Consider the following 13,488-nt stretch of genomic DNA (forward strand, 5'->3'; position numbering starts at 1 on the left):
AAATTTATTTGATAAAATCGCCACTAATTTGATAAAAATTTTTGTAGGAATAATATGGAAAGAATCCTTGTAGTTGATGATAATAAGGCGTTAGCAAAGCTGATTGTTATGCAAATGGAAAAGACCATTGATGAGATGGCAATTGATGTCGCATATAGTTTTGCCGAGGCTCAAATGCTAATTAATGAGCATGACAAAGATTATTTTATGACTATTTTGGATTTAAATTTGCCAGATGCTCCAAATGGCGAGATCGTTGATTATGCACTTTCCAAAGGGCTTTCGGCTATCGTTTTAACAGGTAGCATTGATGATGAAACAAGGCAAAATTTTATAAATAAAGATATTGTGGATTATGTTTATAAAGGAAATATGGACGATATCAACTATATCTTCCAAATGATAAATAGACTGAGCAAAAATAGACAATACAAGGTTTTGGTTGTTGAAGACTCGCTCCCTTTTAGAAATATGATAAAAAAGATATTAACTAGCCTTCAATTTAAAGTTTTAGCTGCTGCTCATGGCGAAGAGGCAATGAACTATTTTGCGGATAATCCTGATATAAATCTTATAATAACTGATTATAGAATGCCAGTAAAAGATGGCCTTGAAGTTTTAAAAGAGGTTAGAAAAGAAAAAGACAAAAATAGTCTTGGCGTAATCGTTATGACATCTCCTAGCGAAAAGACTGACGCATCAATATTTTTAAAAAATGGTGCGAGCGATTTTATAGCAAAACCATTTTCAAAAGAAGAGCTAATATGCCGTGTTAATAATACGATCGAAGCGATGGAAAATATAAACAAGATAGCAAATTTTGCAAATCGCGACTTCTTAACAGGAGTTTATAATAGAAGATTTTTTTATTCTGACGTAGAAGAGTATGTTCAAGTAGCTGAAGAGACTAATGAGCCTTACGCTTTTGCAATGATTGATGTTGATTATTTCAAAAAGATAAATGATAAATATGGCCATGATGGCGGAGATAAGGTACTAAAATCAATCGCAAAAATTTTAAATGACAATACAAAAGGAAGTGATATTGTTGCTAGATTTGGCGGCGAAGAATTTTGCGTTGTCCTTAAAAAAATAAACAAAGAAGAAGCTGTTAAATTTTTTGTAAATTTACGAGCCAAAGTGGCTGAAAATGAAGTAACTATAAAAAAGGAAAAAGTAAAAGTTACTATATCAATAGGTGTATCTTTTGGCAATGGTCATTGCGAGATAGACGATATGCTTGAGGCTTGCGATTCAGCACTTTATACCGCAAAAGAAAATGGTAGAAACAGAGTAGAGATAGCTTTATGATTATAGATACGCATTGTCATTTAGATAGTAAAATTTACGATCCTGACCTTGATAAAATTTTAGAAGAAGCTAGAAATTTAGGGCTAAAAGGCTTTATTATCCCGGGAGCTGATATCAATGATTTACCAAAAGCGGCTAAAATAGCGCATGAAAATTCTGACGTTTTCTTTGCCGCTGGAGTTCATCCATATGATAAAGAGAGTTTTAGCATTGAAATTTTAAGAAATTTTGCTAAAGATGAAAAGTGTGTGGCAATAGGTGAATGTGGTCTGGACTACTTTCGCTTACCAAAAGATGAAAATGAAAAGATAAAAGAAAAAGAGGATCAAAAACGTATTTTTTTAGCTCAACTTGATTTGGCTGTTGAGTTAAAAAAAACCGTTATTCTTCACATTAGGGAGGCTAATGAGGACTCTTTTAATATCTTAAAAGAGTATGCACCAAAGCTTGAAGCTGGAGTGATTTTGCACTGTTATAATGCTTCGCCACTTCTTTTAGAGCTTTGTAAATTTGGGAATTTTTACTTTGGCATAGGCGGTGTTTTAACATTTAAAAATGCTAAAAATTTAGTCGAAATTTTGCCAAAAATCCCATTTGATAGGATAGTTATTGAAACTGACGCTCCTTATCTCACGCCAGAACCAAATCGTGGTAAGAGAAATGAGCCGGCGTTTACGACATTTGTTGCTAAAAAGATAGCTGAAATTTTAAACCTTGAGTTTGAAGTTGTTTGTGAAAAAACTTCAAATAATGCCAAAAGGTTGTTTAAGTGCTTTGCTTAAATTTTGAGCGTTGCACTTGTTTAAGATGCTAGCATCTTAAGTTTTGACACGAAAAAGGATAGAAATGAAAGCAATGCTTAAAATATTTTTAATGTTTGCATGCAGTACCTTGCTACTGGCAAATACACCTGAAAAAAGCTCATACGATACTCAGGTAAAGATTTTAAAAGAGCTGGACATCGATGCTAGCTTTATGAAGACTTCTCACTATGCAAAGATGAGACAAGGTATCAAACAATCACAACTTGAAACATTTACAGATGCTCTAAAAAATGGTTATATGTATATACCGATGGTAAAAGAGCAGATCAAAAAATCAGGCGTACCTGAGTCATTTTTTTATCTGGCAATGATAGAATCAGGCTTTTCAAATCACACAGTCTCAAACGCAAAAGCTACTGGCATGTGGCAGTTTATGGAGCAAACGGCTAGATTGCATGGCCTAAAGGTAGGACAGTATGTCGATGAGAGAAAAGATCCAGTAGAGTCTACTATTGCAGCAACAAATTATCTAAAGTCGCTTAAAAATCAATTTGGCAAATGGTATCTAGCAGCTATGGCCTATAACTGCGGCGATGGAGCCTTAAAAAGAGCTATACAAAAAGCTGGTACAGATGATCTTGTAACGCTTCTTGATGCAGAGAAAAAATACCTTCCAGCCGAAACTAGAAATTTTGTTATCAAAATTTTAAGAGCAGCATATACCGCAAAAGACGCGGACTTCTTGATGTCTAAAGATTCATCTTTGTTAAACATAAACGGAGGACTAAAGCTTGTAAAAGTAAAAGTACCTGGCGGTACAAATTTAGCTCAAATAGGCGATAGTATCGGCCTTAGTACAAAAAAGATGAAAAATAACAACCCGCATTTAAAATTTGTATTTACTCCACCAACCCTAAAAGATTATTATGTTTATATCCCTGAAAATAAAAAACATCTTTTTGCAGAAAATTTCAAGCCATTTAATGGTAAAAATAATTTTTATACCTACGTTGTAAAAAAAGGCGAAACACTACTTTCTATCTCTAAAAAAACAGGTGTTAGTCATAGAGCGATCAAGGACTACAACGAGCTTAGTACAAATGCCGTAAGCTATAATCAAAAACTAATTATTCCATTTTCTGCACAAAATAAATCTCAAAACTATATAGTTCAAACTGGTGATACGATAGCTTCTTTATCTAAGAAATTTAATGTGAGCGAAAAAGATTTAAAAGATGCAAATTCTTTTGCTAGTTCAAATTTAAATGTTGGAGCAAATATTGTCATACCATAAGAGCCTAAAATTTTATATAGGACTAAGTTTTACTCTTCTAGTTACTGGTTGCTCTTGGAACGGGGCACCATTTACACCAAGTGGCCCAACTAATGTAAAGGGCAACAATTCAGCTTCTATCCAAAAAGCAACAATGAGACCTTACACGATAAATGGCAAAACATACTACCCAACCGTTGTAAGTGTGGGTGATAGGGCAAGTGGTACAGCAAGCTGGTATGGTCCAAATTTTCATGGTAAAACAACCTCAAACGGCGAAATTTATAATATGTACAACATGACTGCAGCACACAAAACTTTGCCGATGAATACGATCCTTAAAGTAACAAATTTAAGAAATCAAAAAAGCGTCATTGTTCGCGTAAATGATCGTGGACCTTTTGTGGCTGATAGAGTTTTAGACCTTTCAAAGGCGGCTGCAACTAAACTTGATATTATCGGTACAGGCACGGCTCCAGTCAGTATGGAAGTCATAGGCTTTAATGAAGATATAAATGCTGTTGCTAGCATTAATGCTCAAACAAAACCAACAAGCACTGGCATAAAAGTGCCAAATCCAGTCTCTCCGACAGCTCCAACTGGGGGCATTATTATTTCGTCAGAGCAACGAGTCGTAGGTGGAGATTTTATGGTGCAAATTGGCTCATTTAAAAACCTTGAGGGCGCAAACAGATATCAAAGAGAACATCAAAGCATAGATGGCTATAAGTCGGTAGTTAAGACATTTACTATAGATGGATCTACCATTTATAGAGTATTTTTAAATGGCTTTAGAAGTGAGGACGAGGCCAGGGATTATGCAAGAAGCGGTAAATTCCAAGGTGCATTTATAGTAAGAGGCTAGGGCGTGAGAGAAGAAATTTTAGAACTAACTAGAAATACAAAAGAGACACAAATCTCAATCAAACTTAAAATTTATGGCTCTGGTGTTGCAAAGATAGATACTGGCATTGGCTTTTTTAACCATATGCTTGAGGCATTTACTAAGCACTCTTTGCTCGATCTTGAAATTTCATGCAAGGGCGATACCTATGTGGATTTTCACCACAGCGTTGAGGATGTCGGCATAGTTTTGGGTCAGCTTTTAAAAGAGGCCTTGTATCCTTTAAGTGGCGTTGAAAGATTTGGCGAGGCAAGTGTCGTTATGGACGAAGCTGCTGTTTTTTGCGCACTAGATCTTAGCAATAGAGCCTACCTCGTATATGAAAATTTTAATGAAAACGCCAAAGTAGGGGAGTTTGACACTGAGCTTGTGGAGGAATTTTTTAGGGCAGTTGCTATAAATTCTGGTATCACGCTTCATCTAAATCAAATTCGCGGTAAAAACACTCACCACATCATTGAAGCAACGTTTAAATCATTTGCCGTCGCATTTCGTAGAGCACTTGCTAAAAACGCAAGGATCGGCACACCAAGCACAAAAGGTGTTTTATGATAGAGATTATATTTTTAGATGTTGATGGCTGCCTCACTGATGGCAAGATCATCTACAATGCAAACGGCGAAGAGCTTAAATTTTTTGATGTAAAAGACGGCTACGCGATAGAAAGCTGGCTAAAGCTTGGCAAAAAAGTAGCTATCATAACTGGCAGAAAGTCAGCCATCGTTGAGCGAAGGGCTGAGGATCTAAAGATAAATCACGTCTATCAAGGTGTTGGTAATAAATTTGAAGTGGCGAGTGAGATATTAAAATTTGAAGGGCTTAGCTTTAAAAACGCAGCAGCTATCGGCGATGACTACAATGACTATAAAATTTTAAATGCAGTTGCTTGGAGCTTTAAGCCAAAAGATGCGATAAAAGAGCTTGATGTAAAAACAAAACTAAAGCACAAAGGTGGCAATGGCGCGGTTAGAGAGATGATCGAGCTTATTATAAAATCAGAAAATTTATATGACGAGTGGTCTAAGCGTTGGTTGTAAAAATTTTCTACTTCGTCGTGGCAATTTTTAGTGTCGTGATGATATTTTTGGCAGCTCAAGATCCATACCTTGCAAATGTTTTAAAGATCGACACAAAGATATCAAATATGCAGATAAATGACGTGATAGATTACGAGATAAATTCCACGAAAATAAGCGGAGTCTACGAGGCTGATGAGCTAAATAGATACAATGATAAAGATGAATTTTTGAGTTTTAAAGCAAAAATTTTAAGAGGAAATTTAAAACATTTTTTAAGCTCAGACAAAGTAATCTCACAAAATGATGAAATCATCTTTCAAAAGAATGCGAACTATGAAAACAACGATAGTTTGAGATTTATAAGTGACGAAGTGATATATGGAACAAAAATAAAGATAGTAAGATCTGAAGCAAATTTCACGCTCATAAGAAATAATGATAAGGCACTGGGCGAGAGTGGAAGCTATGATCTTGGCAAAAAACAAACGCAGGTAAAAGGGTTAAGGGCATGGGTAGAAGAAAATCAGCGATTTTAGCGGTGATATTGGGTTTTACATTTTTAAATGCAGAGCAAGTTGAAATCACATCAAATGATTTTTTTGCAGATGAGAATAAACAAACTAGTGAATTTATAGGTAATGTAAATATCAAAAAGGGCTCATTTGATGAGCTTAAGGCAGACAAAGTGATCGTCTATTTTGACAAAAAACGCCAACCTATAAAATATGTGGCTACTGGCAATGCAAGAGCTAAAATTTTTATAAAAGATAAGCACTATGATGGCAAAGGCAATACTCTTACATATGAGCCAGCAAAACAGATCTATACTGTTAGTGGAAATGGCTATTTGCATGAGGTAGAAACTGATAAAAATGTTTATGGCGAAAAGATCGTTGTTAATCAAAAAGATGGCACATATAGTGTAAATAGTGATGAGAAAAAGCCTGTTAAGTTTATCTTTCAGGTAGAGGAAAAAGATAAGTGATAAGGCCACTAGGTGCTAAATTTATCACATCAAGCCCAAGTATAAAAGAGGCTCCAAACTTCGTAACAAGCGAAGTAGTCTTTTTGGGGAGATCAAATGTTGGTAAAAGCAGCCTCATAAATACACTTGTAAATCAAAAAAATCTAGCCAAAAGCTCATCGACTCCTGGCAAAACTCAGCTTATAAATTTTTTTGAGGCCGAGTTTTGTGAGGAAAAAGAAGAGGGCGAAAAATATAAATTTAAGCTCATTTTGGTTGATTTGCCAGGCTTTGGCTATGCAAAAGTGGCAAAGTCAAAGCATGATGAATGGCGTAAAAATTTAGATGAGTTTTTGAAATTTAGAAGCGACATAAGACTTTTTATACATCTAATTGACGCTAGACATTTTGATTTAGACATAGACGTAAATGTAGATGCTTATCTAAAAAGCTTTTTAAGAGCTGATCAGAAAATTTTAAATTTATATACAAAAAGCGATAAGCTAAATCAAAGCCAAAAGAGTGCGGTAATGAAATTTGATCCAAGCGGCATCTTGGTCTCAACTCTTAATAAAAGCGGTATTGAAAAGGCTAGAGAAGCTATCATAAATAACGCTCTTGGTAGATAAAATGCAAACCATAAGTAGCTTAGATATTAAAATTTTTAAAGAATTTTGGTGGGCTATTTTTTTATTCTCATATGAGATCGCAACTACGCAATTTGGCTTTTTGCCGCCACTCATTGGTATTTTTTTTACTTATATGATTTTGGAGTATTCAAGAAAACAAAAGCAATACGACGAGTTTAAGCACAATTGGTACTTTGCGATAATTTTTATAATATTTGCTGAGCAAATTCATGGATTTCATCTTTTTTCAACAATTATTGCATTTTTGCTTTTTTATAATTTTATTTTAGACTGGCTATATACCACGATGAAGTGGCGAAACTGCCTACTTATCATCTTTGTAGCAGCTGGATATACTTTAACATTTCTTGTAAATAATCTATTTGCTTACGTTTTAAATGAGCAAAATTTAGCATTTTCGTCTGAATATCTATTTTTTATAGCATTTGAAAGTATTTTTGCTATTGTTCTTTTTAGGGATAAAGTGCTATGAGAATGCGCATAGTCTTTAGTGTGATCGCTCTTTTTTGGATTATACTTTTGGGACGAATTTATCACCTAAGCATAAACTCAAATACCTACTACAATGAGATCGCAGAACAAAACGCGATAAAGACTATCTATATTCCGCCAGTTAGGGGTATTATTTTTGATACACATGATAAGCCAATGGCTGTTAATCGTCTTGGCTTTTCAGTATCCATTAGACCTCATTTAAGTGCTAATAAAAAGGTAAAAATTTTAGATGATGAGCTAGCTTACATTGGCTCACTATTTAGCGATCTAAATGTTACAAAGCTTAAAAATGAATACACAAAAAATGACTCAGCTTATAACCAAGATTTTATAAATGTGGTCGAATTTATTGATTATGATAAATTTTTACCATTTTTTGCATCGCTTTCTTTGCGTGAAAATTTAGAGATAAGGCCCGCTTCAAAACGCCATTATCCGTATAACGATCTAGCTTCTCACATTATCGGCTATGTCGGTAGGGCAAATCAAAAAGATATGGATAATGATCCTTTGACAAAGCTTACAAATTACATTGGTAGAAGTGGTGTGGAGCGGTTTTATAATCCTATTTTGCAAGGAATACAAGGCTTTAAAAAAATAAAGGTAAATGCCTTAAATGAAGAGGTTGAGCAGGTAAATTACCAAGCTCCACAAAGCCAAAATATAAAGCTAGCAGTTGATCTTGAGCTTCAGCAGTTTGTCGCTGATGTCTTTGGCAAGGATGCAGGAAGTGTCATAGTTATGAGTCTAAAAGACGGTGCTATCATAGCTGCTGGTAGCTTTCCAGAGTATGATCTAAATCCATTTGTACTTGGAATTTCTCAACCTGAATGGGAAGAGCTTGTAAAAAACGTCGATCATCCTTTTACAAACAAGCTAATAAACGGCCTTTATCCGCCAGGTTCGGTCGTAAAAATGGGTATGGCGCTAGCGTTTTTGGATAATGGCATGAGTAAATACGATAGCTTTTTTTGTAGTGGCTCGTATGAGCTTGGAGGACGTAAATTTCGCTGCTGGAACTCTCACGGACATGGAAATGTTAATATGAATACGGCAATTAGAGAGAGCTGTGATGATTATTTTTATAAAGGTAGTCAAAAGATCGGCATAGACGCTATTGTTCCGATACTTGAGCGTATGGGATTTGGTAGAAAAACCGAGGTTGATTTGCCAAATGAGTTTGTAGGGACTTTGCCAAGCAGAGAGTGGAAGATGAGGAAGTATGGAAAGGCATGGTTTCAAGGCGAGACCCTCATCACTTCTATCGGACAGGGAAATTTCTTGGTCACGCCTATGCAAGTGGCAAAATATACAGCTGGCCTTGCAACTGGGCTAAATGTGACTCCACATTTTTTAAAGAGCATTGATGACAAGGATGTTGATTTTACACCAACAGATGATGCTTTTACGCCATTTGAAAAATCACAGTTACCAGCCATTAGACATGCAATGTATGAAGTGGCAAATCACCCAAGAGGTACGGCAAATAGGCATTTTATTGGAAGTCTAGTCAAAGTTGCCGCAAAGACAGGTACTGCCCAGGTCGTTGGAATTTCTCAAACTGAAAAGAAACGTATGAAAGAAGAGGATATGGCGTATTTGCAAAGATCTCATGCATGGATGACTACTTATGCGCCTTATGAAGATCCGCAATACGTCATCACAATGGTTATCGAGCATGGTGGCCATGGCGGAAGTGCGGCTGGGCCAAAAATCGCTCAAATTTATAATAAACTCGTTGAAATGGGATATATAAATTTAGAAAAAATCCAAAGTGATCAAAGTAAAAAACAAGATAATAAGAAAAAATAAGATCACTAAAAAGCCGTGGTAGTGACCACTTACTTAGAAATTTTTACCTTGTGTTTGGTGCGTTTTGGCTAAAATTATCAACTAAGTTTTAATCCTCTTTATTAAATTTTGGTAAGGTTGACTGAGAAATTATGTTTTTGGTAGCTAGCAAGAGTCTAAGCGTTGATATATCTTTAAATTTTCTAAATGCTCTTGTTTTAGAGGCTCATAAGGAAAATTTTTGATTTTTATATGCGATTTTATCAGCGGCATTTGCCTTTTTAAAGCCATTTAGCCTTAGCCTGCAGCTATCGCAAAGTCCGCATGCCTCGTCATCACTCTCGTAGCAGCTCCAAGTAAGCTCTAGTGGCGAGCCAAGCTCAAGAGATTTTGCTACGATGTCAGCCTTACTTAAATTTACAAGTGGAGTAATTATCTCGCACGAAAAACTAGGCGATGTACCCAAATTTATAGCCTCATTTATGCTTTTTATGAAGCTTTCTTTGCAGTCAGGATAGCCTGAACTATCTTCTTCTACGACTCCGATATAGATAGCTTGTGCATTTTCTTTTTCAGCAAGTGCGGCAGCGACCGAGATAAAAATACCATTTCGAAAAGGTACATAGGTATTTGGCACATCTTTTTCTACTCCATCTTTTCTTATTTGCAAGCTTTTATCAGTCAAAGAATTCCCGCCTATTTGGGCAATAAAGCTAACATCTAAACTTATCTTTTTCGTAATGCCTAATCTTTCACAAATTTCGTTAAATGCACGTTTTTCACGTTTCATCGTTCTTTGGCCATAGTCAAAATGAAGTGCTACGATATCATATCCAGCCTTTTTTGCCATAACCGCACAAAGCGTACTATCCATACCACCACTCATTATACAAATCGCTTTTTTCATATTTTGCCTTTTAAATTTGCTAAAATTATACAAAATTTTACTAAGGACAAGCCAAAAATGATACATTGCGAAGATAGTTATCCAGAAATTTTAGATGAAATTTGCTCATATTTGACACCAGGGGAAGTTGAGCTGGTGTTTATAGATGAATATGAAATGAGAGAGCTAAATAGATCCAAGCGAGGTATCGATAAAACTACAGATGTTTTAAGTTTTCCACTTGAGCTTGTCATTCATGCACCGCTTGGCTCAATCGTCATAAATAAAGATATGGTAAAGCAAAAGGCAAATGAGCTAAATCACAGCGAAGATGCTGAGACTGCACTACTTTTTACGCATGGCTTGTTGCACGTCTTGGGCTACGATCATGAAAAAGATGATGGAGAAATGAGGCAAAAAGAGTGCGAGGTTATCAATAAATTTGAGCTACCTAAAAGCCTAATCGTAAGAAGTGAGGATGTTAGGCTGATTGATCTAATAAATAAAAAAGAGCTAAATTAAAATAGCGAATTTTCTTCGGTGGTTTTGTGAAGCTCCTCTAAGAGGTCTTCTTTTTGGCATAAGATCAATATATAAACAAAGTTTTTTAGTTTTTTTATCTCACTTAAATTTTTAAAATAGATTGCATTTTGTACTTTTAATAAAGAGCCTTCAGGCAAACAAATTTTTATTTCATCAGGGCTAAATTTTTTATTTAAAAATATACTTTGACTTATAAATAGATCTTCATCGCTTTCAGTGATTATAGCTCTAAAGCTATTTCCAAAGCTCGTTGGAGAAAAATTTTTGTCTATGAAAATCGGATCAAAATGCCCATTAATCCTACCTTCATAAGGCTTAAATAAAATTTTATTTTTATCAAGAAATTTTAAAAGCCCATAAAACATACCGGCAAAAACTCGTGGTATGTTTAAGTTTTGATAGTAAGTTTGCTTAAAAACCGTATTTGTAAAAAAGATCGAGCTTGGATTTATCTCGTGCATCGTCGTGTCTGTGTAAATAGTCTCAAAAAGAGGTGATATGCGCTGGAGCGTCCTTATGTCATCGCCAAAAAACACATCAAAGACCTTTGCATGAAAAATTTGATTAAAAAGCTCAGTTATGTTTTTTGACATGACATGTGCGTTGGAGCCAAGTTTTGATTTTTCCAAAAAGTCATTTATATAAGGATTTACAGCACAAAATTTCAAATCTTTGTGAGTTGACTCAAATCTCATAAGCTTTATCATGGCAGTTTGTAAACTGCTGACTTTCAAAAAAGCGATTTCTTTGTCAATAATTGGAACATTATCTTCGCTAATTATGGCGTATGCGCCTTGTTTAATCGCTGTTTCTATGTCGCTATCGTTCGCGTTTAAGCAAATATACGCAAAGCCACGTCTTACATGCTTTAGCTCGAAAACAAACTCGCTTACGCTAGTTATCGTCGGCGCGTTTAGAGCCTCGGCATTTATTAGACGAGTTAAATTTTCTATCGTCATTTAGCCAACGACCGCGCCGTTTTTGACCTTGCCCTGCGTGCCAAGAAGCGTTAGAGAGCCGTCTGATGCGCTTAGGATCATGCCTTGCGAGACATATTTTTTCATCATCGTTCGCTCTTTTAAATTTGCTAAAACGCAAACTTGCTTGCCTACAAGCGAGCTAGGCTCGTAGTATTTGGCGATGCCAGATAAAATTTGACGTGGCTGCTCCTCGCCAAGATCTATCTTAAATTTAAGCAGTTTCTCACTGCCCTCAACCCTCTCGCACTCGAGCACTTCGCCTACTTTTATCACAATTTTGGCAAAGTCATCGATGCTAATAATATCTTCTTCTTTTTTCTCCTCTTTTGGCTCAGCTTTTGCCTCCATTTTTGGCTCTCTTGCCTCGCCCATTAGCTCTTTTTCTATCCTTGGGAAAAGTGGCTCAGTAGCTTTTGTCACAAAATTTGAAATTTCATTTTTTAATACAAGACTTTCGTAAGAAGCCGTATCTATACTAAAGCTAAGCGTATTAGCTATCTTAGCGCAAGTTTTTGGCATAGCTGGGCTAAGTAGTATTGCTACTTTTGCAAGTAAATTTGCACAAAGTGCCACGAGCGCGTTTGCTTCGTCAATTTTGCCAGCTTTTACAAGCGACCATGGCTCATACTTCGCAACGGCTGCGTTTGCTAGCGTTACGACCTTCCAAATATCCTCTAAGTAGCGATTTGTAGCTAAATTCTCTAAATTTTTTATAGCCTCATCAAGGTAGCCCTTCGCCTCATCAAGCTCGGCTTTGTGAAATTTGATCACGTCTTTTGAGTCGATTTTATAGTCGCTATACTTTGCACTCATGCCAACAATGCGGCTTAGCAGGTTGCCAAGTCCGTTGCCAAGTTCTGAGTTTATACGCTCGATCAAAGCCTTTTGGCTGTAGTCGCCATCTTGACCAAATGGTACTTCTCTAAGCAAAAAGTATCTGAAATTTTCAAGTCCGTAAGTATTTGCAACTTCTCTTGGGTTTATGACATTGCCCTTGCTTTTGCTCATTTTTTCACCATTTATAGTCCACCAGCCGTGCGCTGCTACGTGTTTTGGTAGTGGCAAGCCAAGGCTCATCAAAAATGCCGGCCAGTAAACTGCGTGAAAGCGTAAAATATCCTTGCCAACGATATGAGTAGTATATGGCCAAAGATCCATTCTGGCGCCATCTCTTGAGTATCCTAGCGTTGTTAGGTAATTTATAAGCGCGTCAAGCCAGACGTACATAACGTGCTTTTCATCGTTTGCACTATTTGGTAGCTTTATGCCCCAGTCAAAGCTCGTTCTTGTTACTGAAAGATCTTTTAGTCCACCTTTTACAAAGCTTACGACCTCGTTTTTCTTACCTTTTGGGATGACGCAAAGCTCGTCGTTTTCGTACCATTTTAAAAGCGCATCTTCATATTTTGAAAGCTTAAAAAAGTAGCTCTCTTCTTTGACTAAAGAAGTCGCTCGGCCGCAGTCTGGACAGTGATTGTCTTCTAGTAGGTCTCTTTGGTTAAAAAAAGTTTCGCAGCTAACGCAGTAAAATCCCTCATATTCTCCTTTGTAAATGTCGCCATTTGCTTGCATCTTTTCAAAGACATTTTGCACGGTTTGTTTGTGCTCTTCGTCGGTTGTTCTTATAAAATGATCATAGCTTATCTCAAACTCATCCCAAAGTGATCTAAATTTCGCACTGATCTCATCAGCATACTCTTTTGGTGTCTTACCTCTTGCGCGAGCTGCTTGTTCGATCTTTTGACCATGCTCATCTGTGCCAGTCATAAAGTAGGTCTCTTTGCCTTGTAGGCGGTTAAATCTAGCAAGCGTATCAGCGATTATAGTCGTGTAGGCGTGACCGATGTGTGGCACGTCGTTTACATAGTATATTGGAGTCGTTATATAAGCTTTTTCTTTCATATCTTT

At 36.3% G+C, this 13,488-nt stretch carries 14 protein-coding genes and 1 pseudogene; 12 read left to right on the forward strand and 3 right to left on the reverse strand.

What is annotated here, in order from left to right; genetic code table 11:
• Positions 1 to 54 precede the first annotated feature (54 nt).
• The 11 genes and pseudogenes from B9N66_RS02620 to mrdA all read left to right on the forward strand — a co-directional run bounded on the left by B9N66_RS02620 (position 55) and on the right by mrdA (position 9,192).
• Positions 55 to 1,311, forward strand: a complete 1,257-nt coding sequence (locus B9N66_RS02620; RefSeq protein WP_087579771.1) for a GGDEF domain-containing response regulator — start codon at positions 55 to 57, stop codon at positions 1,309 to 1,311.
• On the forward strand, positions 1,308 to 2,093 hold the full coding sequence (locus B9N66_RS02625; RefSeq protein WP_087579772.1) for a TatD family hydrolase: 786 nt from the start codon (positions 1,308 to 1,310) through the stop codon (positions 2,091 to 2,093). Before B9N66_RS02620 ends, B9N66_RS02625 begins: the two co-directional genes overlap by 4 nt.
• A 64-nt stretch (positions 2,094 to 2,157) precedes the next feature.
• Positions 2,158 to 3,369, forward strand: coding sequence for a lytic transglycosylase domain-containing protein (locus B9N66_RS02630; RefSeq protein ID WP_087579773.1), 1,212 nt, complete (start codon positions 2,158 to 2,160; stop codon positions 3,367 to 3,369).
• Between the two features lie 127 nt (positions 3,370 to 3,496).
• Positions 3,497 to 4,213: pseudogene (locus B9N66_RS02635) on the forward strand (septal ring lytic transglycosylase RlpA family protein); the annotation flags it as partial.
• A 15-nt stretch (positions 4,214 to 4,228) separates the two neighbouring features.
• A complete protein-coding gene (gene hisB / locus B9N66_RS02640) occupies positions 4,229 to 4,804 on the forward strand; it encodes an imidazoleglycerol-phosphate dehydratase HisB (protein WP_180382059.1) in 576 nt (191 codons plus the stop codon).
• Positions 4,801 to 5,289: a KdsC family phosphatase gene (locus tag B9N66_RS02645; protein ID WP_021090575.1), complete on the forward strand. Its 489-nt coding sequence runs from the start codon at positions 4,801 to 4,803 to the stop codon at positions 5,287 to 5,289. Before hisB ends, B9N66_RS02645 begins: the two co-directional genes overlap by 4 nt.
• The gene (locus tag B9N66_RS02650; RefSeq protein WP_087579776.1) at positions 5,280 to 5,807 is read left to right on the forward strand and encodes an LPS export ABC transporter periplasmic protein LptC; all 528 of its coding nucleotides are present in this window, start codon (positions 5,280 to 5,282) and stop codon (positions 5,805 to 5,807) included. The genes B9N66_RS02645 and B9N66_RS02650 overlap by 10 nt, the downstream gene beginning before the upstream one ends.
• Positions 5,780 to 6,256 carry a lipopolysaccharide transport periplasmic protein LptA gene (gene lptA / locus B9N66_RS02655; RefSeq protein ID WP_087579777.1) on the forward strand — a complete coding sequence of 159 codons (477 nt, stop codon included), beginning with the start codon at positions 5,780 to 5,782 and terminating at the stop codon, positions 6,254 to 6,256. The genes B9N66_RS02650 and lptA overlap by 28 nt, the downstream gene beginning before the upstream one ends.
• Positions 6,253 to 6,864: a ribosome biogenesis GTP-binding protein YihA/YsxC gene (yihA, locus tag B9N66_RS02660; protein ID WP_087579778.1), complete on the forward strand. Its 612-nt coding sequence runs from the start codon at positions 6,253 to 6,255 to the stop codon at positions 6,862 to 6,864. Before lptA ends, yihA begins: the two co-directional genes overlap by 4 nt.
• A gap of 1 nt (position 6,865) precedes the next feature.
• Entirely contained in the window at positions 6,866 to 7,357 is a 492-nt protein-coding gene (locus B9N66_RS02665) for a hypothetical protein (RefSeq protein WP_087579877.1), read from the forward strand.
• On the forward strand, positions 7,354 to 9,192 hold the full coding sequence (mrdA, locus tag B9N66_RS02670) for a penicillin-binding protein 2 (protein ID WP_087579779.1): 1,839 nt from the start codon (positions 7,354 to 7,356) through the stop codon (positions 9,190 to 9,192). Before B9N66_RS02665 ends, mrdA begins: the two co-directional genes overlap by 4 nt.
• A 205-nt stretch (positions 9,193 to 9,397) precedes the next feature.
• On the opposite strand, the gene queC is transcribed toward mrdA, so the two are convergent.
• Positions 9,398 to 10,144: a 7-cyano-7-deazaguanine synthase QueC gene (queC, locus tag B9N66_RS02675; protein ID WP_257639753.1), complete on the reverse strand. Its 747-nt coding sequence runs from the start codon at positions 10,142 to 10,144 to the stop codon at positions 9,398 to 9,400.
• Here queC and ybeY point away from each other — a divergent pair.
• On the forward strand, positions 10,136 to 10,579 hold the full coding sequence (ybeY, locus tag B9N66_RS02680) for an rRNA maturation RNase YbeY (protein ID WP_087579781.1): 444 nt from the start codon (positions 10,136 to 10,138) through the stop codon (positions 10,577 to 10,579). The two genes, queC and ybeY, sit on opposite strands and share 9 nt — an antisense overlap.
• Here the strand turns inward: ybeY and B9N66_RS02685 are convergent.
• Both B9N66_RS02685 and metG read right to left on the reverse strand, forming a co-directional pair.
• Positions 10,576 to 11,559, reverse strand: a complete 984-nt coding sequence (locus B9N66_RS02685) for a ferrochelatase (protein WP_087579782.1) — start codon at positions 11,557 to 11,559, stop codon at positions 10,576 to 10,578. The two genes, ybeY and B9N66_RS02685, sit on opposite strands and share 4 nt — an antisense overlap.
• Positions 11,560 to 13,482 carry a methionine--tRNA ligase gene (gene metG, locus B9N66_RS02690; protein WP_087579783.1) on the reverse strand — a complete coding sequence of 641 codons (1,923 nt, stop codon included), beginning with the start codon at positions 13,480 to 13,482 and terminating at the stop codon, positions 11,560 to 11,562.
• Positions 13,483 to 13,488: the final 6 nt, after the last annotated feature.

It is taken from the genome of Campylobacter concisus, assembly GCF_002165775.1.
Classification (GTDB): Bacteria; Campylobacterota; Campylobacteria; order Campylobacterales; family Campylobacteraceae; genus Campylobacter_A; species Campylobacter_A concisus_E.

Excerpts from the sequence above, each read along its gene's own strand:
- B9N66_RS02620 (WP_087579771.1), top strand. The coding sequence starts at position 55 with ATGGAAAGAATCCTTGTAGTTGATGATAATAAGGCGTTAGCAAAGCTG.
- B9N66_RS02625 (WP_087579772.1), top strand. The coding sequence starts at position 1,308 with ATGATTATAGATACGCATTGTCATTTAGATAGTAAAATTTACGATCCT.
- B9N66_RS02630 (WP_087579773.1), top strand. The coding sequence starts at position 2,158 with ATGAAAGCAATGCTTAAAATATTTTTAATGTTTGCATGCAGTACCTTG.
- B9N66_RS02645 (WP_021090575.1), top strand. The coding sequence starts at position 4,801 with ATGATAGAGATTATATTTTTAGATGTTGATGGCTGCCTCACTGATGGC.
- lptA (WP_087579777.1), top strand. The coding sequence starts at position 5,780 with ATGGGTAGAAGAAAATCAGCGATTTTAGCGGTGATATTGGGTTTTACA.
- B9N66_RS02665 (WP_087579877.1), top strand. The coding sequence starts at position 6,866 with ATGCAAACCATAAGTAGCTTAGATATTAAAATTTTTAAAGAATTTTGG.
- mrdA (WP_087579779.1), top strand. The coding sequence starts at position 7,354 with ATGAGAATGCGCATAGTCTTTAGTGTGATCGCTCTTTTTTGGATTATA.
- ybeY (WP_087579781.1), top strand. The coding sequence starts at position 10,136 with ATGATACATTGCGAAGATAGTTATCCAGAAATTTTAGATGAAATTTGC.
- queC (WP_257639753.1), bottom strand. The coding sequence starts at position 10,144 with ATGTATCATTTTTGGCTTGTCCTTAGTAAAATTTTGTATAATTTTAGC.
- B9N66_RS02685 (WP_087579782.1), bottom strand. The coding sequence starts at position 11,559 with ATGACGATAGAAAATTTAACTCGTCTAATAAATGCCGAGGCTCTAAAC.
- metG (WP_087579783.1), bottom strand. The coding sequence starts at position 13,482 with ATGAAAGAAAAAGCTTATATAACGACTCCAATATACTATGTAAACGAC.